Raw genomic sequence first — 24,162 nt, 5'->3', positions numbered from 1 at the left:
CAGCCTTCCCAGGTTCCAGAAAAATCAGCCGCGGCTGGCGCGGAAGGTGTCGCAGGACTTGGTCTGGCCGCTCTTGTAACCGGTCATGAACCAGCGCTTGCGCTGCTCGGACGAGCCGTGGGTGAAGGAATCCGGCACGGCATAGCCCTGCGATTTCTCCTGGAGCTTGTCGTCGCCGATGGCGCTGGCGGCCTTCAGTGCCTCGTCGATGTCGCTCTGGTCCATCGCGTTCCAGCGGTCGTTCGAGTTCTTGGCCCAGACGCCGGCGAGGCAATCGGCCATCAGTTCGACGCGCACGGAGAGCTGGTTCGCCTCCGTCTTGCTGCTCGCGTTCTGCTGGCGGCTCTGCACCTTGCCGAGGATGCCGAGCACGTCCTGCACGTGGTGGCCGACCTCGTGGGCGATGACGTAGGCATAGGCGAAATCGCCCTTCACGCCGAACTTGGTCTGCATCTCCTTGAAGAAGCCGAGGTCGATATAGACCTTCTTGTCGAGCGGGCAGTAGAACGGCCCCATCGCCGCCTGCGCCATGCCGCAGCCCGAACGGGTGCCGCCCTGGTAGAGCACCATCGTCGTCGGCTTGTATTGCCGCCCCGTCTGGTTCGGCAGGATCTCGTTCCACACATCCTCGGTGTTGCCGAGAATCTTCGTGGCGAACTGGCCGGCGCGGTCGGTCGGCGCCTCGCCGCGCCGGGCCTGCGTCTCGGGATCGACCCGCTGCTCGCGCTGCTGCCCGCCGCCGGACATCTGCTGCGCGCCGCCGAGCAGGATCGCCGGGTTGATGCCGGTGACCCAGGAGATCAGCAGCACGATGACGATCGTGCCGATGCCGAGGCCGCCCATGCCGCCGCCGGGGAAGCCGCCCCCGCCGCCGCCCTCGCCGCGCCGGTCTTCGACGTTCTCAGAGGCGCGAAAATCGTCCCAGCGCATGAAGTCTCCCGCTGCCCCGCGTCTCGCCCGGCCTCATCGGGATTCCGGACCTGGTTTCTAGAATGGCGAGGCGGAGGATACGGTTCCGCTTGGCGCCGGCCCCGGCCTACTTGCCCGCGGCGCTCCCGTCGAGGGCGCTCTTCAGCATCCGGAAGTCGCGCCAGGCCAGGCGCTTCTGCACCGGCTGGCGCAGCAGGTAGGCCGGATGGAGGGTGGCGAGCGCCCGGATCTCGCGGCCGTCGCCGAGGCGGTAGGGATAGAAGCGGCCTCTGGCCTTGAGGATGCCGTCCTTCGTGCCGGTCAGGGTCTGCGTCGCGGGGGCGCCGAGACAGACGAGGATGTCGGGATCCGCGAGTTCGATCTGGCGCTCGACGAAGGGGCGGCAGATCGAAATCTCCTGCGGGGTCGGGTTGCGATTGCCCGGCGGGCGCCAGGGCACGACGTTGGAGATGTAGGCGCTCGTCCGGTCGAGACCGATCGCGGCCATCATCCGGTCGAGGAGCTGGCCGGAGCGGCCCATGAACGGCTTGCCGATCCGGTCCTCGTCGGCGCCCGGCGCCTCGCCGACGAACATCACCCGCGCCTGCGGATTCCCGTCGGCGAAGACGAGGTTCTTGGCGGTGAAGCGCAGGCCGCAGCCCTCGAAGCCGCGCAGCAGCGCCTCCAATTCGTCGAGGGTCTTCATCTGCGCTGCCCGTGCCCGCGCATCGTCCGCTGCCTCGCCGGGCTTGGCGCCGGCCGCGTTGCCGTAGGTGCGGGGAGGCTCGCGCGCGGGCGCGTCGCGGCTCGGCAGCTCGCGCCGGAACTCCAGGGGCGGCCCTTCCGCGGGGGGAGCGTCACGCTGCGGCGGCTCGCGGCGCGGCGGGAGGGGCTCACGGCGTTGTTCCAGGGGCTCGCGGCGCGGTTCGAGGGCCTCGCGGCGGGGGGCCGGCTCGGCCCGCAAGGCGGCGGGCGCCTGCGCGGACTCGGCCTCGGCGAAGCGGTCGTGGGGCTGCTCGTCGAGGGCCGCGTCGACGCCTGCCGCGACATGGAAGTCGAGGTAGGAGATCAGGTCGCCTCTGGCGTCGGTATCCGCGTGGTTTGCCGTCATCGTTTCCATGTGGCGTGGGAGCGACCTGTGGACAACGCCCGGATGCGTCCTGCGGATCGTCGCATGGCGCTCCCTGCGTATCCCCCTGCGCTTGCCTGCCGCTACCCGAACGGCCTTGCCTTCCTACCTTGGAATCGCTTGAGAGACATCTTGACAATGAATCGAGCCGGAGCGGCGCCGGATGCCCGAACGGCCGCAGGAGGAATGAGGATGGCGCTGCCCGAACGCGAAGGCATGGATTTCGACGTGGTGATCGTCGGCGCGGGACCCGCCGGCCTCGCCGCCGCGATCCGCCTCAAGCAGCTCTCCGCGCAGAAGGGTGAGGAGCTTTCGGTCGTCGTCGTCGAGAAGGGCGGCGAGGTTGGCGCGCATATCCTCTCCGGTGCCGTGGTCGATCCGCTCGGCCTCGACACTCTCCTCCCCGAATGGCGTAACGACCCGGACCGGCCGCTCAAGACGGCGGTGGAGCGCGACGAGTTCCTGTTCCTCACCAAGAACAGCGGCGTCACCATGCCGAACCTGTTCTTCCCCAAGCTCCTGTCGAACCACGGCAATTTCGTCGGCTCGCTTTCGAACACCGTGAAGTGGCTGGGTGCCAAGGCGGAAGGCTTCGGCGTCGAGATCTATCCCGGCTTCCCAGCAGCGGAAGTGCTTTATGACGAGCGCGGCACGGTGACCGGCATCGCCACGGGGGATCTCGGCATCTCCCGCACCGGCGAGGCGCGCGACGACTTCACCCGCGGCATGGAGTTGCGGGCCAAGTACACGGTGTTCGGCGAGGGCGCGCGCGGCTCGCTCACCAAGACGCTGATCGATCGGTTCGGGCTCAACCGCAACAGCGACCACCAGAAATACGGCCTGGGCGTCAAGGAGCTGTGGCAACTCGCCCCGAACAAGTTCGAGCCGGGGCTGGTGCAGCACACGATGGGCTGGCCGCTGCCGAACAAGGCCGGCGGCGGCTCGTGGCTCTACCATTTCGACGACCATCTGCTCTCGGTCGGCTTCGTCACGCACCTGAACTACGAGAACCCGACCCTGTCGCCGTTCGAGGAGTTCCAGCGCTTCAAGACCCATCCGATGATCGCCGAGACCTTCGAGGGGGCCAAGCGGATCGGCTACGGCGCCCGCGCGATCATGGAGGGCGGCTGGCAATCGGTGCCGAAGCTCGTCTTCCCCGGCGGCTGCCTCGTCGGCGATTCGGCGGGCTTCGTGAACGTGCCGCGCATCAAGGGCTCGCACAACGCGATCCTGTCCGGCATCCAGGCGGCGGACGCGATCTTCGACGCGCTCGTCGCCGGCCGCCAGGGCGACGAGCTGACCGCCTACGAGGAGGGTTGGCGCGACAGCCCGATCGGGCGCGACCTCAAACCGGTGCGCAACGTCAAGCCGCTCTGGTCGAAATACGGCACGCTCGTCGGCGTGGGCCTCGGCGGCCTCGACATGTGGATGAACACGATCGCCGACGCCTCGCTGTTCGGGACATTGGGCCACGGCAAGCCGGACCACGCCTGCCTCAAGCCCCTCTCGGAGGTGACGCCGATCGTCTACCCCAAGCCCGACGGCCGGCTCACCTTTGACCGGCTCTCCTCGGTGTATCTCTCGAACACCAATCACGAAGAGGATCAGCCGCCCCACCTCAAGGTGAAGGATATGGGGCTGCAGAAGACCTCCGAGCACGACGTCTACGGCGGTCCGTCGAGCCGCTACTGCCCGGCGGGCGTCTACGAGTGGGTGGAGGACAAATCCGCCAGCGACGGTGTGCGCTTCCAGATCAACGCGCAGAACTGCGTCCACTGCAAGACGTGCGATATCAAGGACCCGAACCAGAACATCAACTGGGTCACCCCGGAGGGGCCGGGCGGGCCGAACTATACGAACCTGTAGTTCGCGTTCCGAAAGGACAGGTCCCTGTCATAGGGTCCAGGGCAGAGCCCTGGTTGCAGGGAAGGCGGGGCATTGCCCCGCCGCCCCCCCCAAGGGATGATCCCTTTGGGAACCCCTTCGGTTCAAGGTTTCGCGCAAAGATCCCGCCACGCCGGCAGGTCCAGGCACGGAAGCCGGGTCGCGGCGTGGACGCCGATGGCGACCGCCCGCGCCAGCGTCTCGGCCGCCGCCGCGCCGAGGCGGGCGAGATCGGCCACCTCGTCGGCGAGCGGCACCGCCCCGGTGGCGACCGCGAACACCACGTCGCCGTCGAGCGGCGTGTGGGCCGGATGGATCGCCCGGGCGAGCCCGTCCTGCGCGGCGATGGCGAGGCGCTTGCCCTGCGCCTTGGTGAGCCGCGCGTCGGTGGCGACGACCGCCAGCGTGGTGTTGGCACCGGGCAAAGGCGCGCGTGGCCACGAGAGGGCGTCGTCGGGCATCGGCTGCGGCAGGCCGAGGCCGCCGAACTCGCCGTCGCGCTCGAACGGGGCGGCCCAGAAATGCGGCCCCTGTCCCATCGTCACTCGGCCGAAGGCGTTGACGGCGACCAGCGCACCAACCTGCGCGGAGAGGCCCGGCACCGCGCTCGAGGCCGAGCCGAGGCCGCCCTTGAGATTGGCGGTGCGCGCGCCGAACCCCGCCCCGACCGAGCCGAGGGCGAAGGCGCCGCCGCGTGCGGCCTCCGCCGCGGCGTAGCCGAGATCGCGGTAGGGCGGGAAGCGGCCCCATGCCTTGTCGCCGCCGTTGAGCAGGTCGAACAGGATGGCGCCCGGCACGATCGGCACCCGCACATCGCCGACCGCGAATCCCCGGCCCGCCTCCCTGAGATGGGCAACGACGCCCGCCGCCGCGTCGAGCCCGAAGGCCGAGCCGCCCGACAGCACGAGGGCATCGACCGCCTGGACGGTGGCGGCGGGATCCAGCAGGTCGGTCTCGCGGGTGCCGGGCCCGCCGCCGCGCACATCCACCGCGCAGACGAAGGGTGTCTCGAAGAGGAGCGCGGTGACGCCACTCGCGATTCTCCCGTCGTCCGCGTGGCCGACGCGGATTCCCGGAATGTCGGTGATGCGGTTGAGCCGGGTCATCGCCCCTCCCCTGACCGTACGGTTGGCCGCGCGGCGCGCCGTCGGCGCTCGTGGCGGATCGCATCGTACGCGTAGAGCACCAGCGCGAGCCAGATCAGCCCGAACAGCACGAGGCGGTCCGGCGTCAGGGTCTCACCGTAGACCAGCGTGCTGAGCCCCATCAGACAGGAGGGCGCGATGTACTGCATCAGTCCGAGGGTCGCCAGCGTCAGCCGGGTTGCCGCGGCGGCGAACCAGATTAGCGGCAGCGCCGTGGTCACGCCGGTGAGCGCCAGCAGCCCCCAAGTGCGGGCGTCGTCGGGCACCGGCGGCGCGGCGAAGAACAGATAGGCCAAAGCCGCGGGCAGGAGCAGGAAGGTCTCGGCGCAGAAGCCGACGGTGCCGTCGACGGCGACGAGTTTGCGCACGAGCCCGTAGAGGGCGAAGGTGACCGCGAGCCCGAGCGACAGCAGCGGCAGGCGCCCGGCCATCGCCACCGCGATCACCACGCCGAGCACGACGATGGCCACCGCCACCACCTGGACCGGGCGCAGGCGCTCGCCGAGGACGAGGGCGCCGAGCGCCACCGAGACCAGTGGGTTGATGAAGTAGCCCAGGCTCGCATCGAGCATGTGCCCGCTCGACACCGCCACGAGGTAGAGCATCCAGTTGACCGCGATCAGCCCTGCCGAGACGACGAGCAGGCCGTGGCGCGGGCGCAGCGGGAACGGGTTGGCGAGCCGCTTTCGCAGCAGCGCGATCAGGCCGACCACGAGCAGCGCCGACCACGCGATGCGCTGCGCCAGGATCGTTCCGGGCGGGATGCCGTCGAGCAGCCGGAAATGCACCGGGACGACGAGGCCCCAGCTCAGATAGGCGGCGAGCGCGTAGATCAGGCCCAAGGTTGCACGGTCGGCGGCGTGGCGGGGCGCCGCTTGTAGCCCGGACCGGGCGCGCGGTCAGCGCTTGCGGGCGGGGGGCGTCTCGCCGCGCATCAGGGCGTTGAGGCGCTCGGTGTCGAAGCCGGTGAGCATGCGCTCCTTCTTCGACTCGGCGGCCGGCCCCTGCGTCACCGTGCCGGTCGTAGCGGGATCGGGCAGGGCCGGGGCGACCCGTGCGATCGTGGGGGCCGGCACGGCAGCGACCGCCTGATGCATGAGCCGGTCCGCACTCACGAGGACGACCGACAGCGTCCCGAGGCCGGTGACGGTGCCGAAGGCGATGACGCGCAGGATGCTCACGATGGGGAACTCGATACGCAAGGATACGCGGGACCGTGAACGGCGGCCCCGGAAACAGGATGCGCGCGGTGTCGTTAATGAACCGGACGGCCGGGCCCGCGGCGGACCGGCCCTATTCAGGACATCCGAGACAGGACTTGGCCATGAACGAGCAGGCGACGGCGAGCGACAGCCCCTTCATCCAGGGCCGCAACGCGCGGCTCTACGGCAAGAGCATCGATGAATGCCCCTATGCGGAGGGCTCCGAGGATCGCGCGGCCTGGATCCAGGCCTACGAGGAGGCGGCCACCGACGACCCGGCGGCGTGAGGCACCCGAGACCGTCTTGACGCGTCCGGTCTCGGGAGGCTGAAAGGGCTTCAACGCTCAAGAGCCCGCTCACTCTCCCGAGGCCGATGTCCAAATCTCCCCCCCGCGACCGCGGCCGCTTCGGCGCCGACACCCGCCTCGTGCTTGCCGGGCGCGACCCGTCGGCCCAGCACGGCTTCGTCAACACGCCGATCTACCGTGGCTCGACGGTCCTCTACCCGACCTACGACGACATCAAGCACCGGCGCGGGCGCTACAATTACGGCACGTCGGGCACGCCGACGATGGACGCCCTGTGCGAGGCCTGGAGCGAGATCGCGGGTGCGGCCGGCACGGTGCTGGCGCCGTCCGGCCTCTCGGCCCTGACGCTGGCGCTGATGGCCTGCGTCAGTGCGGGCGACCACCTCCTCGTCACCGATTCCGCCTACCGCCCGACCCGCATTTTCTGCGACGGCGTGCTCGCGCGCTACGGCGTCGAGGTCGAATATTACGATCCGCTGATCGGCGCCGGCATCGCCGGGCTGATGCGCGACAACACCCGGGCGGTGCTGGTGGAGGCGCCGGGCTCGCAGACCTTCGAGATGCAGGACGTGCCGGCCATCGCCGCGGCGATGCATGCCCGCGGCGGCGCGGTGGTGATGGACAACACCTGGGCGACGCCGTTGCTGTTCCCGCCCCACGAGCGCGGCGTCGATCTCGCGGTGGAGGCCGGCACCAAGTATCTCAGCGGCGGCTCCGACCTGCTGCTCGGCCTCGTCTCGGCCAACGCCCAGTACTATCCCGCACTCAAGCGCACCTACGAGCACTTCGCCAACTGCCCCGGCCCCGAGGACATCTTTCTGGGATTGCGGGGCCTGCGCACCATGGGTCTGCGCCTGCGCGAGCACGGCACGCGGGGGCTCGCCATGGCCGAGTGGTTCCAGGCCCGGCCGGAGGTGCTGCGCGTGCTGCATCCGGGCCTGCCGGACGATCCCGGCCACGCGATCTGGAAGCGCGACTTCTCCGGCGCCTCGGGCCTGTTCGGGGTGATCCTCAAGCCGGTTTCCGAGGAAGCTTTGGCCGCCTTCCTCGACGGGCTCGAACTGTTCGGGATGGGCTTTTCCTGGGGCGGCTTCGAGAGCCTCGTCATCCCCTTCGACCCGACCGTCTACCGCACCGCCACCCGCTGGCCGCCGGACGGCGCGGCGCTCCGCTTCCATATCGGGCTGGAGGATCCGGAGGATCTGAAGGCGGATCTGGAGGCCGGGTTCGCGCGGATGGCGGCGGTGGGCTGAGGTCGGAGCGTGGTCAGCGTAACTGTGTGTAGGACGGGAGGGAGGTTGGCTCCGGATCCCTTACGTACCATTTCTTGTCGCTCGTACCGACTGCATCCAATTGCTGCCGTAGCGAAAGTATATGACCCGATAATTTTTTGTGCTGTCTGGGATTGCTTGCGGATTATCAGTAAAATAAAACGTAATCCAAACCGTCGAAATGCCTTGCTTCTCAGCCTTTGATTTTAGCGAATAGTCTAGAATCCGGCGTGAATAATCCGTGAGTTTTTTAGCGTCATAATCCATTGGCACGAGAATTTTTGCATGTATGATAGAATATTCTAACTGCTCATTAATACAATTTTTCTCCACAACAATTCCAGATTCAGTGTTGATTTCATAGTATTGACTATTTATTGGCGACGTTATCAATTCTCTCCACGGCGTAATCGTGATCAGCATAGTTAGTATCATTGCTAGATACACAATTTTTGGATCGCTTGTGTTCACGTCAGTCTCTTGGTCGAGAATTAACTGAGCATCGCTGCATTACAACTGCATTTCGTAATCTAAATCTATCAATCATGCAACTAGAACGGGTGGAGCGCGGCCCCTCATCTAATCAAGGTGCCTGGATTGGCCCCTAAGGTGCCACCCACATGCCCCGCCAGTCTTCTCTCTCCCGAGAACAAACAGCGCGCCGGTGCCCTCGCCGGTCGAGGTAGAGCAGATCCATCCGCTCGACGGTCAGCACCACCGCACCAAAATTCTCGCGGCCGATGCGCGCCTCCGGGTCTTCGTCGGGCATGGCGTAGGCGTCGCCCGCGGTGAGCGCGGTGCCGGGGGCGGGTTCGACCCCGTAGCAGACCCGGCTCATCGTCAGCGCGGCGGCCCAGGCGGCGTCGGCCACCGTATCGTCGTGGTGCAGGTGCGCCCGCCCCTCGATGCGGAGCTGGAGCTTGGCTCGGGCGTCGTAGACGTGGAGGGCGGCGAGGCCGTTCGCCGCGATGTCCCGCGCCTTGTCCGAGCGCCGGTCGCAGTGGAAGCGTAAGGCGCCCGCCCCGGTGTCCACCGCGCGCAGGACCACGGTGCGCAGCCGCGGGCGGCCTGCCGCATCGACGGTGGCGAGAGACGGCGTGTGGAACGGGCTGTGCCGGTGTCCCACGCCTTCGGCGAGACGGCGCCAGCCCTCCGCGCGGAAGCCGTCGAGGTCGTCGTAGAAGGAAGGCAGCGCATCCACGAACAGGTTTCCTCAGGCGTCATGCCGGGGTGCAGGAAGCCCGACCGCTGGCTCTTGCCTACCCCGGATGCTGACGCGGCCGGTGTACCCGCGCAAGGCGTCTCGCGTCCTCGAAGCCGCCAATGCGGTCGATGGGGGATCAAACTTCACCGTCGACCACCTTGGCATCGCCACCGGTTCGCGCCATGGCATGGGTCCGGGAGGTTTCCGATGCCGCCTCCTGCACCCGGCGATGGCACGGCTGGCCGGCTTCCGCGTTGAACGCTGTCGAACATACGGTCCCGCTTCTCCCTTGCCCCATCCCCTCCCCTATCCCTTGCCTCATCACTTGCCCCTTCACGCCCGCCCGAGGCCGCTCCCCTCGTCCATCCTCGGATCCCTTCCGCGTTCCGGTGGTCGGCATCCGTCGTGCCGGAGGCGCACCGCGTGAGTGACGGGCCCTTCTTCCTCGCCGGCGGCGGCGAGGCCGGTGCGGTGATCCGTGGAATCGATTGGGCGGCATCGCCGCTCGGCCCCCCGGAGACGTGGCCGGCCGCGCTCAAGACCCTGGTCGGCGTGATGCTCGGCTCGCAGCAGCCGATGCTGATCGTCTGGGGCGAGGGGCACGTCACGCTCTACAACGACGGCTACGCGCCGATGTGCGGTGCCCGCCACCCGGAGGCGCTGGGCCGGCCCTTCGACGAGGTCTGGCACGACATCTGGGACCAGGTGGAGCCGATCCTGTTGCAAGCCTATGCGGGCGAGGCCACGCATATGGAGGACATCGCCTTCACGATGCACCGCAACGGCTATCCGGAGGAGACCCACTTCGCCTTCGGTTACACGCCGGTGCGGATCGAGGACGGCACGGTCGCGGGCATGTTCTGCGCATGCTCGGAGACCACCGCCTCGGTGCGGGCGGGCCGGCAGATGCAGGCCGAGCGCGAGCGCTTCGCGCGGCTGTTCGAGCAGTCGCCGAGCTTCGTCGCGGTGCTCGACGGGCCCAACCACGTCTTCGCCTTCGCCAACGCCGCCTATCGCGGGCTCGTGGCCCACCGCGACATCCTCGGCAGGCCGGTGCGCGAGGCCCTGCCGGAAATCGAGGGCCAGGGCTTCTTCGAGCTGCTCGACGAGGTGTTCGCCACCGGCCGCACCCACACGGCGCACGGCGCACCGGTCACGCTCCTGCGCGTGCCGGGCGGCGTGCCGGAGCGGCGCTTTCTCGATTTCGTCTACCAGCCGATGCGCGATGCTGCCGGTACCATCACCGGCGTGTTCGTCGACGGCTCGGACGTGACCGAGCGGATCACCGGCAACGCGGCTTTGGCCGAGAGCGAGGCGCGCTTCCGCACCATGGCGGACGACGCACCGGTGATGATGTGGGTGACCGGCCCGGACGGCGCCTGCCAGTACCTCAACCGGCGCTGGTACGACTTCACCGGCCAAAGCGAGGCAGGGGCCCTCGGCCTCGGCTGGCTCGAGGCGGTGCATCCGGACGACCGCGGCTGGTCGGGCCAGACCTTCCTGAGGGCGAATGCCCGGCGCGAGGGGTTCAGCCTCGAATACCGCCTGCGCCGCCTCGACGGCGTCTACCGCTGGGCGATCGACACGGCGAGCCCGCGCTTTGCCGCCGACGGAGGCTTCCTCGGCTATATCGGCTCGGTGGTCGATATCGAGGAGCGCCGCGCCGCCGAGCTGGCGCTCGCCGAGAGCGAGGAGCGGTTGCGGCTCGCCGTCGAGAGCGGCGAGATCGGCCTGTGGGACTTCGACCCGGGGGCCGGCACCCTGTTCTGGCCGCCGCGGATCAAGGCGATGTTCGGGTTGGCCTCGGAGGCGGACGTGACCTTCGACGACTTCGCGAACGGCCTCCACCCGGACGACCGGGCGCGGGTGACCGCCGCCTTCGCCGCCGCGCTCGATCCCACGACCCGCGCCCTCTACGACGAGGAGTTCCGCACGGTCAGTCGCAGCGACGGCACGGTCCGCTGGGTCGCGGCCAAGGGGCGCGGCGTGTTCGACGCGGAGGGCCGCTGCCTGCGCGGCGTCGGCAGCGCCATCGACATCACCGCGCGCAAGGTCACCGAGGAGCGTCTCGTCGAGACCACGCGCCGGCTCGACGCGGTGCTCGACAACGCGACGCAGGCCATCTTCATGATGGATGAGCGCCAGCACTGCGCCTACATGAACCGCGCCGCCGAGCGGCTGACGGGCTACACGCTGGAGGAGACGCGGGGACAAGCGCTCCACGACGTCGTCCACCATACCCGGCCGGACGGTCGCCCCTACCCACTGCACGAATGCCCGATCGATCAGGCGTTCCCCGAGAACAACCAGGAGCAGGGCCAGGAGATCTTCGTCCACCGCGACGGCTCGTTCTACCCCGTCGCCTTCACTGCGAGTCCGATCCGCGACGAGCGCGGCGCGCCGATCGGCACGGTGATCGAGGCGCGCAACATCGAGAGCGAGCTGCGGGCCAAGGCGCAGTTGGAGGCCTTCAACGCCAGCCTGGAACAGCAGGTCGCGGCCCGCACCGCCGAGCTGATGCGAGCCGAGGAGGCCCTGCGCCAGTCGCAGAAGATGGAGGCGGTGGGCCAGCTCACCGGCGGCCTCGCCCACGACTTCAACAACCTGCTCACCGGCATCACCGGCTCGCTCGAACTGCTCCAGACCCGCCTCGCGCAGGGGCGGATCACCGAGATCGACCGCTACGTCAACGCCGCGCAGGGCGCCGCCAAGCGCGCAGCGGCGCTGACGCACCGCCTGCTGGCTTTCTCACGGCGCCAGACCCTCGACCCCAAGCCCACCGACGTGAACCGGCTGGTGATGGGCATGGAGGAGTTGCTGCGTCGGACCATCGGCCCCTCCATCACCCTCGAAGTGGTGGCCGCGGGCGGGCTGTGGTCGGTGCTGGTCGATCCGAGCCAGCTCGAGAACGCGCTCCTGAACCTCTGCATCAACGCCCGCGATGCCATGCCGGATGGCGGGCGCATCACGGTCGAGACCGCCAACAAATGGCTCGACGACCGCGGCGCGCGCGAGCGCGACCTCGATCCCGGCCAGTACCTCTCGCTCTGCGTGACCGATACCGGCACCGGCATGAGCCCGGACGTGATCGCCAAGGCGTTCGACCCGTTCTTCACGACAAAGCCGATCGGCCAGGGCACGGGGCTCGGCCTGTCGATGATCTACGGCTTCGTGCGCCAGTCGGGCGGGCAGGTGCGGATCTACTCGGAGGTCGGCCAGGGCACGACGATGTGCCTCTACCTGCCGCGCCACTACGGTGCGGCGGAGGAACCGGACGCGGCCCCGGATCTGGCCGCCGCGCCCCGCGCCGAGCAGGGCGAGACGGTGCTGATCGTCGATGACGAGCCGACGGTGCGGATGCTGGTTACGGAGGTGCTGGAGGATCTCGGCTACACCGCGATCGAGGCCGCCGACGGTCCGTCCGGCCTCAAGGTGCTGCAATCGGATGTGCGCATCGATCTCCTCGTGACCGATGTCGGGCTTCCCGGCGGCATGAACGGGCGCCAAGTTGCCGATGCGGGCCGCGTCCTGCGGCCGGACCTGAAGGTGCTGTTCATCACCGGCTACGCCGAGAACGCGGCGGTGGGCAACGGCCACCTCGAGCCCGGCATGCAGGTCATCACCAAGCCCTTCGTCATGGAAGTGCTGGCCGCGCGCATCAAGGAGATGATCAACACGCGGTGATGGGTGGAAGCCCTTGTCTTCACGAGCGGATCGATGCGCGCATCCCCTCTCCCCGCGCGCGGGGAGATGGCTTCATGCCCTCTCGTCGGGGCATGAAGCGAGGCGGTAGCCGAAGGTGAGGGGGCGGTGCCGGAAGAGTCTCATCCTGAGCCGCCCCCTCACCTTCGCTACGGCTGCGCCTCCGCTTCCAGCCTGCACGACAAGGTGCAGGCCCCCCTCTCCCCGCGCGCGGGGAGAGGGGGGAAGCACACCGCTAAACTGGTCGAGAATTCAGAACCGCGCCGGATCGAGCTCGAAGGTCGGCGGCTGCGCCTCGAACCATTCGCTGTAATAGGGATCCTTCGGGATGGCGTCCGCCCAGCGCGCGCGGAAGCGGGCTTGCTCGTCCGCCGCGACGGTGCGGGCCCGGTTGCGGCTCTCGTAATGGTAGAGTTCGACCTCCGCGCAATAGACGCTGCGCAGGCCCCGCTCCCACAGGCGCAGGCAGAGATCGACGTCGTTGTAGTTGACGGCGAAATCCTCGTCGAACCCCCCGATCGCCTCGAAATCGGCGCGCCGCACCATCACGCAGGCCCCCGTCACCGCAAGGTAGTTGCGGTTGCCTGCGGTCGAGAAGAAGTGGCCGGGGTCCTCCCGCGGGTAGGAGCGGCGGGGATGGTCGGGGGTCGCATCGATCACCGTGACGCCGACATGCTGCAACTCGCCGGTCTCGAACAGCAGCTTGGGACCGACCGCGCCGACGCCGGGGATCTGCAACAGGGCCAGCATCGCCTCGATCCAGTCGGGGCTGATGACCTCGATGTCGTCGTTGAGGAAGACGAGCACCTCGCCGCTTGCCGCCCGCGCCCCGAGATTCATCTTGGCGGCGACGTTGAAGACCGGCTGGTCCCAGGTGACGGAGCGGGCCTCGTACCGCTCCAGCACCGCCTTCGTCGCCGGCCGCAGGTCGCCGTTGTCGACCACCACGATCTTGATGGCCTCGTAGGTACTCCGCTCGCGGATGCTGGCGAGGCAGGCGGCCAGGAGATCGACGATGCGGCCGCGAACCTCGCTGTCGCGGCCGGCGGTGGGGATCACGATCGAGACCAGCGGGCGAGCGGCGAGCGGCCGGCGAAGGTGGAAGCTGCCGGCAAACGCGGTCGGGCGCACGACATCGAGCCCGCCAGTGCGCCGGGCCCGGTCTTCGAGGGCGCGGACGGCGGCGGCGACCACGTAGCCCTTGTTGTCCATCGCCTGGGCGGTCGAGCCGGGGATCGCGCGCCAGTGGTAGAGCACCTTCGGCACGTGGTGCACGCGCCTCGCGTGCTCGGTGTAGCGCAGGACGAAATCGTAATCCTGCGCGCCCTCGCATTGCGCCCGGAAGGCGCCGATGCGGGTCACGATATCCATGCGGTAGAGCGCCAGATGGGCCGTATACATGCAGGCCTCCAGCGTCTCGGGCGACCAGTCCGGCTTGAAGAACGGCTCGTAGCGCTCGCCGCCCACCGTGATCTTGTCCTCGTCGGAGTAGAGGAAATCGATCTGCGGATCCGCGTTCAGGGCAGCGACGAGCGCGTAGAACGCGTGCGGCGGGATCGTGTCGTCGTGGTCGATCAGGGTGAGCCAGTCGCCGGTCGCCAGGGCCAGGGCGTCGTTGCTCGCCGCGACGATGCCGCCGTTCTTGGCCCGACGGTGCAGCCGCACCCGCGGCTCTTCCGCCGCGAGCGCCTCGAGCATCGGCGCGATGTGGGGCGCGCTCGATGCGTCGTCGGTGAGGCACAGTTCCCAATCGGGATAGGCCTGCGCCCGGATGCTCGCGAGCGCCGCCTCGAGATAGGGTTTGGGCGTGTTGTAGACCGGCATGACGATGGAGATGCGCGGCCTGATCCGGAATCCCGCGATCGCCGCCCGCATCGCCTCCGGGCTCGGCAGGGCCGGGCGCTCGACCCGCTCGATCCAGGCGGCGTAGGAGGCGGCCGCCGGGCGCGGCCGGGCGCTGTCCCAGAACGCCCGCCACAGGGCGGCGGGCGGGCGGTTGCGGGCGAGGCCCGCGAGACGCCCGAGCAGAGCCCTGCCCCCCCTTTCCTCCTCCGGCAGGCGGGCCAGGAGCCGGCGGGCGACGGCGAGCGCCGCGGCGGGACCGCGCAGCGGCTCCAGCGTCGCCCGCCCGAGGCGGAACCGCCCGCTCGCCGCGAGCGGATCGAGCCGCAGGCCCCGCACCCGGCGCGGCAGGCGCACGAGGTCGTCGATGCCGCCGTCCCTCAGTTCCAGGCGGACCGCCTCGTCCTCGCGAAAGCCCGATCCGTCATCGACGTAGAGCAGCGGCACCGGCTTCGTGTGGCCCAGCCCTTCGAGGTCGGCGCGGATGCGCACCCAGCCCCCCGAGAGCCGGAACGGAAACAGCCGCCCGCCGCGAGGATGGGTGAGGCGGAACTGCGGGTCGGAGCCGGTGGAGCGCCAGACGCCCTCCCCCTCCGGCTCGATCTGTCCCTTCGGTTCGATGCGGCACGCGATCATGGGCAACGCGTTAGAGCGCATTCCGACGGAGTGGCAACCGGTTCGTCGCAAGAATGCGCGTCACGACAATGATCGAGAACATCGTCCCGAAAGGTGGTTGCCGGCTTTCGGAAAAAGACGATGCGCTAGCGCGGCGCGCAGTGAACCGCGAGCCAGATCGTCGGATTCTGCGTGCGCTCGACGCGATGCCGACGATGCGCCGGGATCAGCAGGTGGTCGCCCGCCGACAACAGGCGCGGCTCGGGCTCGTCGGCGAAGCGGAGTTCGGCGCTGCCCTGAAGCACCGCGACCCACTCGTCCTCGTCCTGATCGTACCAGAAGCCCGGCGGGCTCGCTTGGCCCGTCGAGACGATGCGCTCGACCCGCAGGCCGGGACGCGCGAGCAGGGTCTCGAAGAATTCTTCCTCCGCGTGCGCCGGGAGGCCGGCGAACAGGTTGGGACAGGGGATCATGTCGATGTCACTCTCCCGGCTGACGAGGCACCGCCGGACCCGGTCGGACACCGCGCGGCGTTCTTGCGCGTTGAGGTAGCGAAGACGGCGCGCCCCGCGCCGCCGCAGCTTGCGACGGATCGATGCCCGAGACCAAACCCGCCCCGCTCCCGCCGGCCACCGAGGATGCCGGCCTGCCGACGCCGCCGAGCCCCGGCCGCCTGCCGCCGCCACACCTGCCGCCCTCCACGGACGACGGCGCGTCAGATGCCGAGACGGACGGCGCCGACACCGAGTGAGACGGTGCAACTCAAGCCGGGTGGCCACCTCGTCATCCCGGCCGGCCCGCCGGGCGGCCAGACGCTGCTGCGGCTGATCCGGCGCGGGCCGGGCTGGTTCGACAGCCGCGATTTCGGCCGGATCTCCTTCGTGCCACTGCTGCGGGGTGTGGCGGTGGCGGAGAGATGAGGAGCAAGAAGAGGTTCTTCCCAGGCGCCGGGACGGCCAGCTATACTGACGAAGCTTTCGCCGCACCCCATGGTCGATGGCGGTCCGCAATTGAGCGAGGCTCATGATCCTGTTCGACAAACTCCGCCGGAATGCCGAGGCGATCCGGCACATGGGTGTCGAGGCCATCGAGGAAGCCAAGCGCCTCGGCGTCCCCAGTCACTACGTCGATCCTGCCGTCGGCGAGGGAATCGTGCGGGAACACCCGGATGGAACCCGGCAGCGCCTCCGGCGCAAAGCGGGACGCATCGTCGTCGAGCCGGTCGGCCGCAGACCCTAACCTCGTGCCGGACCATGGTCACGCCGATCTGCACGATCCTGGGCGGCCCCAACGGCTCCGGAAAGTCGAGCCTTTATCGGGTCATCGAGCCGCCGGGCGAGTTCGTCAACGCCGATGTCGTCGCCCGAAGCATCGACCCTGTTGCTCCTGAAGCGGTGTCGCTCGCAGCCGGCAGGGCTGTGCTCGAACGCTTGAACGAACTCGTCGAGGCCAGACGGAACTTCGTCTACGAGACGACGCTGAGCAGCCATCAAGCGATCAGCCTGATGCGCCGTACGAGGAAAGCCGGCTTTCAGGTGGCCCTCGTCTTCGTTGCGCTGGACTCGGCCGACTTGAACGTGGCGCGTGTTGGCGACCGCGTGAGGAAGGGCGGCCACGCCATACCCGAGACCGTCATCCGGCGGCGCTACGACATCGCGCTGGCCAGGCTGACGCAAGCGATCCCGCTGGCCCACGAGACGGCGGTCTTCGACAACTCGGAAGCGATGACGCGCTTGCTGCTGCGCATCGCAGGCGATGCGATCGAGGAGAACCATCTCGACATGGGGAAGGGCCTCCACGTCCGTATCGCAACTGCCGTCGCGCACGCGATCGGAATCGAGGTGGACGCGGTTTTTCGCGCAGGTCGCTTCGACTGAGCGCGACGATCTTGTTCGGCCGTCACCGCCGCCCGAACAGCCGCTCGATGTCGGCGAGGCCCAGCGTGACGAAGGTCGGGCGGCCGTGGTTGCACGAGCCGGAGAGCGGGGTCGCCTCCATCTCGCGCAGGAGCGCGTTCATCTCCTCGGGCTTGAGGCGGCGGCCGGCGCGGATCGAGCCGTGGCAGCTCATGCGCGAGAGGATCGCGTCGAGGCGCCGGCTCACCGGGTCGGGATCGCCCGCGCCGGCCGGGCCGCCCTCCTCGACGCCGCTCGCTTCCAGCGCGTCGAGCACGTCGAGCACGAGGCCCTTCACCGAACCGCCCGCGAGCGCCGACGGCACGGACCGCACCAGCACCGCGCCGGGGCCGAACGCCTCCAGTGTGAGGCCCAGCCGCTCCAGATCGGGCGCGGCCTCGACGAGCCGGTCGGCCTCCTCGGGCGCCATCTCGACCACGTCGGGGATCAGGAGCCCCTGGGCGAGCACGCCACCGCCGGCCCGCTCGCGCTTCAGCCGCTCGTAGACGAGGCGCTCGTGGGCGGCGTGCTGATCGACCAGCACGATGCCCTCGCGGGTCTGGGCGACGATATAGGTCTCGTGGATCTGCGCGCGGGCGGCGCCGAGGGGATGGGTCTCGGGATGGGCCTCGGCCTCCGAGAGCACATCATCCGGTTCGGGCCGCAGATCGGCGCCCGGCGGCGCGAGGTCGGCGGAGAACAGCGCCTGCGGCGTCTCGGCAAAGCCCGGATGGTCTTCGGTGAAGGCCGGGCGCGGCGCCGGGCGGTAGCCCGCGGGCGCGGCCACCGAGGGGCCGGAGAACAGACGGCTCGCCGGGCGGGGGCTGAGTGCGCTGGCCGTGGAGACGCCCGAGTGCACGGCGAACCGGCCCGCACCCGCCGCCATCGCCGGGGCCTCGCCGAAGCTGCCGCCGGCCCGCAGCGCGTCGAGGGCGGCTTGCGTGCCCGTGCTGGACGACCGCGCCCCGGCCCGGCGCAAAGCCTCGTGGATCGCGCTGACGATCAACGCCCGCACCAGCCCCGGCTCGCGGAAGCGCAGCTCGGTCTTGGCCGGATGCACGTTTACATCGACGAGGGCGGGATCGCAGGTGAGATGCAGCGCAAGCACCGGGTGGCGGTCGGAGCTCATGGTGTCGGCATAGGCCCCGCGCACGGCCCCGAGCAGGAGCCGGTCACGCACCGGGCGCCCGTTGACGACGAAGTGGATATGGCTCGCCGCCCCGCGGTGGAAGGTCGGCAGGCCGACATGACCGGCAAGCGCGAAGCCCTCGCGGCCCATGTCGACGGGGACAGAGTTGCCGGGAAAGTCGGGGCCGAGCACGGCCCCGAGCCGGCGCAGCAGGGCGGCCGGGCCCGGCTCGCTCTCGGCGGGAAACACCGTCGGGCTGCCGCTCTCGGTCCGCAGGGTGAAGCGGATCTGCGGTTGGGCCACCGCGAGCCGGCGCAGGATCTCGGAGACGGCGGCCGTCTCGGCCCGGTCAGTCTTCAGGAATTTCAGCCGGGCCGGGGTCGCAGCGAAAAGCTCGGTGACCTCGATGCGGGTGCCGCGCGAGGCGGGGGCCGGGCGCACCAGGCCCTTGGCGCCGGAATCGAGGGTGAGGCTCACCCCCTCGCCGTCCGCGGTGCGCGAGGTGATGGTGAGCCGCGAGACCGCGCCGATCGAGGGCAGCGCCTCGCCGCGAAAGCCGAGCGAGCCGATCCGGGTGAGATCGCCGTCGGGCAGCTTCGAGGTGGCGTGGCGCTCGACCGCGAGCGCGAGGTCGTCGGCTCCCATGCCGATGCCGTCGTCGATGACGCGGATCAGGCGGCGCCCACCGCCCTCGATCGCCACCTCAATGCCCCGCGCGCCGGCATCGATCGCGTTCTCGACCAGTTCCTTAACGGCGGAAGCTGGCCGCTCGACCACCTCGCCCGCGGCGATGCGATCGACCAGGATCGGGTCGAGGCGGCGGACGAAGGCGCGCGGCGGATCGCGGGGGGCGGCGGACATGGCCTACCAAATATAGGCGGCCTGCCGCCCGCCCGATAGGCGAGCGGGCCCGGTATCCTCATCCCTGGTCACCCCCGCGGCAGCATCCGGTCGCTGATAATGCGGCGCTGGATCTCGCTGGTGCCTTCAAAAATCGTGGTGAGGCGCGCATCGCGCCAGTAGCGCTCGACCCGCCGCTCGGTGGTGTAGCCGTTGCCGCCGTGGAGCTGCATCGCCTGGTTCGTCACCCGCACGGCCATCTCGGTGGCCAGCAGCTTCACCCCGGCCGATTCGCTCTCGGCGGGCAGGCCCTCGTCGAGGAGGTGGGCGACCTGGTGCCAGTAGGCGCGGGCTTGCGCCACCTCCGCCGCCATGTCGGCCAGCGCGAAGCGCAGGGCCTGGAACTGGCCGATCGGCTGGCCGAACTGCTCGCGCTCCTGAAGGTAGGCGGTGCAATCCTCCACCGCGGCGCGCGCCACGCCGACCGCGCGGGCGGCGGTGTGGACGCGGGCGATGTTGAGCCCGCGCTGCACCGAGGCGAAGCCGCCGGAATCCGCATCCGCGCCCTCGTCGCCGTAGAGACCGGTGAGCCGGTCGCGCTCGGGCACCCGCACCCCGTCGAGGTTCAGCTCGAAGGTGAGGAAGCCGTGATAGCCGATCTTGTCGATGACGGTGCCGGTCATGCCCTTGGGGAAGGTGCCGGGCTCCTTGACCACGAGGAAGGGCTCCAGGCCGGCCGAGCGCGGCTCGCCGGGCTCGGGGTCGCGCACGCGGGCCAGCACCTCGATGAAGTCGGCTCCTTTCGCGAAGCCGGCCCAGCGCTTGGTGCCGGTGAGCACCCATTCGTCGCCCTCGCGCACGGCGCGGGTCTGCACGCCGGCGAGATCCGAGCCGGCGGTGGGTTCGGAGAGCGCGATCGAGCCGATCCACTGCCCCTTGGCGGATTTGGCCAGCAGCGCCCGGCGGCTCTCGTCGTCGAGCGTCTGGGTGCCGAGCCCCTGGCCGCGGGCCAGGATCGACCCGGTGGAGAGCCACGCGCGGGCGAGTTCCTCCGAGATCAGGCAGTACTCGAACACGCCGAGACCCATCCCGCCGTACTCGGCCGGGATGGTGATGCCGAACCAGCCCTTCCGCGCCATCGCGTCGATGAGCGAGCGGGGCATCTCGCCCTTCTGCGGGTCGAGTTCGTCGGCCAGTGGCAGGATCACGTCGCGGGCAAAGGCGCGGGCCTCCTCTTGGAGCGCCGCGCGTTTCTCCGTGCGCCAGGGCGAGTGCAGTTCCGGCGGGCGTGGCGCCTTGAAGCCCGGCTTGCCCATGGTTCCTCCCTCGATTCTCGTCGTTCTCGCCCGACGCGAACGCTCAAGTTGGCAAAACGTTCGCGCAGGACCCGCGGAAGGCCTGCGCGCTGTCGCTGCTCTTGCGCTTCCCGGCGCCCGCCCCCAGAACGCCGCTCATGCTGCGCGTCAACGATCTCACCTACCGCATCGGCGAGCGGGTCATCCTCGATGCCGCGACCTTCGCGATTCCCGACCGGGCGCGGGTCGGCCTCGTCGGCCGCAACGGGGCGGGCAAGACCACGCTGTTCCGGGCGATCCTGGGCGAATTGCCGACCGATGCCGGTGCGGTCTCGCTGCCCAAGGGCATGCGCATCGGCGCGGTGGCGCAGGAGGCCCCCGCCGGCCCCGAGACCCTGCACGCGGTCGTGCTCGCCGCCGACACCGAGCGCGCCCGGCTGATGCAGGAGGCGGACACCGCCGACGGCCTGCGCCGGGCCGAGATCGAGACGCGGCTGGTCGATATCGGCGCGCACTCCGCCCCGGCCCGCGCCGCGGCGATCCTGCACGGTCTGGGCTTCGACGCGGCGGCGCAAGCGCGCCCCTGCGCGGACTTCTCCGGCGGCTGGCGGATGCGGGTGGCGCTGGCCGCAGTGCTGTTCTCCGAGCCCGACCTGCTACTCCTCGATGAGCCCACCAACTATCTCGACATCGAGGGCACGCTCTGGCTCTACGACTACCTCGAGAAGTATCCCCGCACCGCCGTCATCATCAGCCACGACCGGGAATTGCTCGACACGTCCGTCGATCACATCCTGCATCTCGACCGCGGCAAGCTCACGATCTACCGCGGCGGCTACACCAGCTTTGCCCGCCAGCTCTCCGAGAAGCGAGTGCTCCAGGCCAAGGCCAAGGCCAAGCAGGAGGTGGAGCGGGCGCATCTGCAAAGCTTCATCGACCGCTTCAAGGCCAAGGCCACGAAGGCCCGTCAGGCCCAGTCGCGGATGAAGCGGCTCGCCAAGATGGAGCCGATCGCAGCACTTCTCGAAGACGAGGTGCCGGTGATCCACCTACCGAGCCCGGAAAAGCCGCTCTCGCCGCCGATCGTGGCGATGGAGCGGGTGAATGCCGGCTACGGCGAGCGCATCGTGCTGTCGGGCCTCAATCTCAGCCTCGCCCCCGACGACCGGGTGGCGCTCTTGGGCGCCAACGGCAACGGCAAGTCGACCTTCTGCAAGCTGATCGGCGGGCGGCTGCCCCCGCTCGCGGGCGAGATGCGGCGCTCCTCGAAGATGGAGGTCGCCTACTTCGCCCAGCACCAGCTCGACGAGCTGCGCCCGGCTGAGAGCGCGGTGGCGCATGTGCGCGACCGGATGCCTGACGCGCCCGAGGCCAAGGTGCGCTCGGCCGCCGCCCGGCTGGGCTTCCCCGCCTCGAAAGCCGATACGCCGGTGGAGAAGCTTTCCGGTGGCGAGAAGGCGCGGCTCCTGATGGGGCTCGCCGCCTTCGACGGGCCGCACCTGCTGATCCTCGACGAGCCGACCAACCACCTCGACATCGAGAGCCGGCAGGCTTTGGTCGAGGCGATCAACGACTACGAGGGGGCGGTGATCCTCGTCAGCCACGACCGCTTCCTGATCGAGGCCTGCGCCGACCGGCTCTGGATCGTTGGCGACGGCTCGGTGAAGTCCTTCGACGGCGACATGGACGATTACCGCCGCCTCGTGCTCGCCGGCCCGGAGCGGGTGGATACGTCCGGCGAGGGCACCGGCGGGCAGAAGGCCGAGGCGCGCCGCTCGGCGGTGGAGCGCCGCGCGGCGCTGGCGCCGCTGCGCAAGCGGCTCGACGGGATCGAGGCGCGCATGGCCAAGCTCTCGGCGGCGATCGCCAAGATCGACGCGGCTCTGGCCGACGGCACGGCCTTCCTCAAGGACGCGGCCAAGGCCGGCGATATCGCCCGCATGCGCGCCGAGGCCGCCGACGCCCTGGCCAAGGCGGAAGAGGAGTGGCTGGAGGTCAGCGGCGAGATCGAGGCGGCGGCCTGAACGTCGCGCTGCGCACCGGTCCGACGGCCTGAGCCTTTTCGAACGCGGTTTACGGGCGGGGCCATATGGGCCGGGACAGGCCGGGCAAACCGTCTCTCAGACAGGTTCTCGCGCGACGCGTCCGCTGTGCGGCTCGGTCTTCGCGCCGGACCGGCTGAGCAGGGTCGCGACCCCTGCCGCTCCTGCCGCGAGCCCGAGCCAAAACCCGACGGAAACCTCGGCGGCCGGAAAGACCAGGGCCGGGAGCTGCATGAGGGTGACCGGGCCGAGCAGCGTCCCGAGCCCGCCCGCGAGGACGAACAGCCCGGTCGCCGCGGCCGTGCGCTCGGGTGGTGCTGCCCGCAGCAGCGCCAGGATGTTGGCGACGGTGAACAGGCCGCGGCCGATGCCGAAGGCGAGAAGGCCGGCGGCCAGGATCGTCCAGGCGCGCGCCGTCCCGCCATCCGCGACTCCCGTGGCGAGCGCGGCAAGGCCGAGTGCGGCGAGCCCCATCCCGATCCGGGCGAGACGCGGGGCGCCGGACCGGCCGGCGAGAAAGCCCGCCCCGGCGGTGAGGGCGGCCAGCCCCAGGAACACAGCGCCCACGCCCTCCTGCGACAGGCCGTCGAAGGCGTTGAGGCCGGAGAGCAGGGCCGTGTCCGCCGCGGTGAGGGCGATGGTGCCCGCGAACGCGGCGGCCAGCGGCCACGCGAGCCCGGGGCGCGCGAGAAGATCTAGCGGCAGCAGTGGTGCCGGCCGCCGCCATTGCTGCCAGATCCACAGCGCCGACAGCATCAGGCCGAGATTGAGCAACAGCAGGGCCATCACCGGCCTGATTGCCGCAAGCGGCACGGCGGTCAGCAACAGCCCGAGGCAGAGCACCGAGAGGAGCGCGCCGAGCCCGTCGAAGCGCGGCCGCGGCGCGTCCTCCGTCGGCAGGGCGATAAGCCCGAGGATCAGGCTCGGCCCCGCCAGGAGGAGCGCGGGGACGACGATGCCGAGGCTTCCCAGGAACGAGAGTGCGAACCCCGCCGACATCTGAAGCAGCAGCAGTGCCGGCAGGGCGGCAAGTTCCATGATGCCGAGGCCGAGCCCGAGGCGCGCCTCGCCGAAGAGGCGGCGCAGCAGGCTCCAGCCCGCGCAGAGGAGAAGCGCGGAAGCCGCGCCTTGCGCCAAGCGCAAAGCCAGCAGCGGCGCGAGGTCGAGCGGCAGGGAGGCGGCGGGGACGAGCCCGGTCAGCGCGAGGATCGCGGCGAGGAAGCTGCGGCGCGGCCCGAGGCGCGCGGCGAGCGCCGCCATCGGCAGCGCGCCCAGGATCAACCCGTAGGTGTGCATCGCCTGAATCAGCGCGGCCGTGGCGACCGGGAACGCCCCTTGCTGCATCACCCACGGCATCAGGATCACCATCCCCGTGGTCGGCAGCACCCCCATCCCGAGGCCCGTCAGGACGGCGGCGACCGCGAGGACGTGGATCTCCGGTTTCCGATCCGGCATTCGGCTTCTTTCCCCTTCGCGCTCCTGCGAGCCTAGAGCATCGTCCCGAATGGTGGTTGCCGGCTTTCGGAAAAAGATGATGCAAAAACAAGTGCCGAGAGCATCGTCCTGGATCCGGTATCCAGGACGATGCTCTCGCGGGAAGGCGTCGCGGTGTGAACCGTGGGGTGCAGGCCGGGCGGCAGTCCATCGGCAACGCCGGCCCCCGCCCCGCGTTGTCCGGCGCGAGGCTGAGTGTCTCTCACGAAACTCCCACTGCGCCGTCGTGCCCAGAACGGAGACGATCGGTCATCGG

At 69.9% G+C, this 24,162-nt stretch carries 21 protein-coding genes; 9 read left to right on the top strand and 12 right to left on the bottom strand.

Going from position 1 to position 24,162, the window contains the following annotated elements; all coding sequences use genetic code 11:
* Positions 1 to 24: 24 nt before the first annotated feature.
* Together ypfJ and J2W78_RS08055 are read right to left on the bottom strand one after the other, a co-directional pair.
* Positions 25 to 930: a KPN_02809 family neutral zinc metallopeptidase gene (ypfJ, locus tag J2W78_RS08060; RefSeq protein ID WP_253369567.1), complete on the bottom strand. Its 906-nt coding sequence runs from the start codon at positions 928 to 930 to the stop codon at positions 25 to 27.
* 106 nt (positions 931 to 1,036) lie between these two features.
* Positions 1,037 to 2,029, bottom strand: a complete 993-nt coding sequence (locus J2W78_RS08055) for a uracil-DNA glycosylase (protein ID WP_253369565.1) — start codon at positions 2,027 to 2,029, stop codon at positions 1,037 to 1,039.
* 201 nt (positions 2,030 to 2,230) lie between these two features.
* Between J2W78_RS08055 and J2W78_RS08050 the strand changes: the two genes are divergently transcribed.
* Positions 2,231 to 3,904, top strand: coding sequence for an electron transfer flavoprotein-ubiquinone oxidoreductase (locus J2W78_RS08050; protein WP_253369564.1), 1,674 nt, complete (start codon positions 2,231 to 2,233; stop codon positions 3,902 to 3,904).
* A gap of 122 nt (positions 3,905 to 4,026) precedes the next feature.
* Here J2W78_RS08050 and J2W78_RS08045 read toward each other — a convergent pair whose 3' ends face one another.
* From J2W78_RS08045 to J2W78_RS08035, 3 genes are read right to left on the bottom strand one after another with little or no spacing between them, the layout of a single operon-like run.
* Positions 4,027 to 5,028, bottom strand: coding sequence for a P1 family peptidase (locus tag J2W78_RS08045; protein WP_253369562.1), 1,002 nt, complete (start codon positions 5,026 to 5,028; stop codon positions 4,027 to 4,029).
* Positions 5,025 to 5,909 carry an EamA family transporter RarD gene (gene rarD / locus J2W78_RS08040; RefSeq protein ID WP_253369560.1) on the bottom strand — a complete coding sequence of 295 codons (885 nt, stop codon included), beginning with the start codon at positions 5,907 to 5,909 and terminating at the stop codon, positions 5,025 to 5,027. Before rarD ends, J2W78_RS08045 begins: the two co-directional genes overlap by 4 nt.
* Positions 5,910 to 5,966: 57 nt before the next feature.
* Positions 5,967 to 6,248 (bottom strand): hypothetical protein, encoded by a 282-nt coding sequence (locus J2W78_RS08035; protein ID WP_253369558.1) that lies wholly within the window; start codon positions 6,246 to 6,248, stop codon positions 5,967 to 5,969.
* Between the two features lie 143 nt (positions 6,249 to 6,391).
* Between J2W78_RS08035 and J2W78_RS08030 the strand changes: the two genes are divergently transcribed.
* The gene (locus J2W78_RS08030; protein ID WP_012255363.1) at positions 6,392 to 6,556 is read left to right on the top strand and encodes a ribosome modulation factor; all 165 of its coding nucleotides are present in this window, start codon (positions 6,392 to 6,394) and stop codon (positions 6,554 to 6,556) included.
* An 86-nt stretch (positions 6,557 to 6,642) separates the two neighbouring features.
* Positions 6,643 to 7,830 carry a cystathionine beta-lyase gene (gene metC, locus J2W78_RS08025; RefSeq protein ID WP_253369556.1) on the top strand — a complete coding sequence of 396 codons (1,188 nt, stop codon included), beginning with the start codon at positions 6,643 to 6,645 and terminating at the stop codon, positions 7,828 to 7,830.
* A gap of 60 nt (positions 7,831 to 7,890) precedes the next feature.
* On the opposite strand, the gene J2W78_RS08020 is transcribed toward metC, so the two are convergent.
* Entirely contained in the window at positions 7,891 to 8,319 is a 429-nt protein-coding gene (locus J2W78_RS08020) for a hypothetical protein (protein WP_253369555.1), read from the bottom strand.
* 133 nt (positions 8,320 to 8,452) lie between these two features.
* Complete coding sequence (locus tag J2W78_RS08015) at positions 8,453 to 9,049, bottom strand: pyridoxamine 5'-phosphate oxidase family protein (protein WP_253369554.1); 597 nt, start codon at positions 9,047 to 9,049, stop codon at positions 8,453 to 8,455.
* A gap of 426 nt (positions 9,050 to 9,475) precedes the next feature.
* Here J2W78_RS08015 and J2W78_RS08010 point away from each other — a divergent pair, with 426 nt between their 5' ends.
* Positions 9,476 to 12,736, top strand: coding sequence for a PAS domain S-box protein (locus J2W78_RS08010; RefSeq protein WP_253369552.1), 3,261 nt, complete (start codon positions 9,476 to 9,478; stop codon positions 12,734 to 12,736).
* A gap of 270 nt (positions 12,737 to 13,006) precedes the next feature.
* Here the strand turns inward: J2W78_RS08010 and J2W78_RS08005 are convergent, their stop codons facing one another.
* Both J2W78_RS08005 and J2W78_RS08000 read right to left on the bottom strand, forming a co-directional pair.
* Positions 13,007 to 15,232: a glycosyltransferase family 2 protein gene (locus J2W78_RS08005; protein ID WP_253369550.1), complete on the bottom strand. Its 2,226-nt coding sequence runs from the start codon at positions 15,230 to 15,232 to the stop codon at positions 13,007 to 13,009.
* Between the two features lie 125 nt (positions 15,233 to 15,357).
* Entirely contained in the window at positions 15,358 to 15,684 is a 327-nt protein-coding gene (locus J2W78_RS08000; RefSeq protein ID WP_253369548.1) for a cupin domain-containing protein, read from the bottom strand.
* A 122-nt stretch (positions 15,685 to 15,806) separates the two neighbouring features.
* On the opposite strand from J2W78_RS08000, the gene J2W78_RS07995 reads away from it, so the two are divergent.
* The 4 genes from J2W78_RS07995 (at position 15,807) to J2W78_RS07980 (ending at position 17,088) form a co-directional block, all read left to right on the top strand.
* Positions 15,807 to 15,962, top strand: coding sequence for a hypothetical protein (locus J2W78_RS07995; RefSeq protein ID WP_253369546.1), 156 nt, complete (start codon positions 15,807 to 15,809; stop codon positions 15,960 to 15,962).
* 4 nt (positions 15,963 to 15,966) lie between these two features.
* Entirely contained in the window at positions 15,967 to 16,131 is a 165-nt protein-coding gene (locus J2W78_RS07990; RefSeq protein WP_253369544.1) for a hypothetical protein, read from the top strand.
* A 103-nt stretch (positions 16,132 to 16,234) separates the two neighbouring features.
* A complete protein-coding gene (locus tag J2W78_RS07985; protein WP_253369542.1) occupies positions 16,235 to 16,450 on the top strand; it encodes a hypothetical protein in 216 nt (71 codons plus the stop codon).
* A 14-nt stretch (positions 16,451 to 16,464) separates the two neighbouring features.
* The gene (locus J2W78_RS07980) at positions 16,465 to 17,088 is read left to right on the top strand and encodes a zeta toxin family protein (RefSeq protein ID WP_253369540.1); all 624 of its coding nucleotides are present in this window, start codon (positions 16,465 to 16,467) and stop codon (positions 17,086 to 17,088) included.
* Positions 17,089 to 17,110: 22 nt separating this feature from the next.
* On the opposite strand, the gene mutL is transcribed toward J2W78_RS07980, so the two are convergent.
* A complete protein-coding gene (gene mutL, locus J2W78_RS07975; protein ID WP_253369539.1) occupies positions 17,111 to 19,096 on the bottom strand; it encodes a DNA mismatch repair endonuclease MutL in 1,986 nt (661 codons plus the stop codon).
* 68 nt (positions 19,097 to 19,164) lie between these two features.
* Entirely contained in the window at positions 19,165 to 20,391 is a 1,227-nt protein-coding gene (locus J2W78_RS07970) for an acyl-CoA dehydrogenase family protein (RefSeq protein WP_253369537.1), read from the bottom strand.
* 137 nt (positions 20,392 to 20,528) lie between these two features.
* Between J2W78_RS07970 and J2W78_RS07965 the strand changes: the two genes are divergently transcribed.
* Complete coding sequence (locus tag J2W78_RS07965) at positions 20,529 to 22,394, top strand: ABC-F family ATP-binding cassette domain-containing protein (RefSeq protein WP_253369535.1); 1,866 nt, start codon at positions 20,529 to 20,531, stop codon at positions 22,392 to 22,394.
* A gap of 96 nt (positions 22,395 to 22,490) precedes the next feature.
* On the opposite strand, the gene J2W78_RS07960 is transcribed toward J2W78_RS07965, so the two are convergent.
* Complete coding sequence (locus J2W78_RS07960) at positions 22,491 to 23,867, bottom strand: MFS transporter (RefSeq protein WP_253369533.1); 1,377 nt, start codon at positions 23,865 to 23,867, stop codon at positions 22,491 to 22,493.
* Between the last annotated feature and the right edge of the window lie 295 nt (positions 23,868 to 24,162).

Source organism: Methylorubrum extorquens (assembly GCF_024169925.1).
Lineage (GTDB): Bacteria > Pseudomonadota > Alphaproteobacteria > Rhizobiales > Beijerinckiaceae > Methylobacterium > Methylobacterium extorquens_A.
The sequence above is the reverse complement of the archived record's forward strand: the minus strand, read 5'-3'. Positions and strand labels throughout refer to the sequence as shown.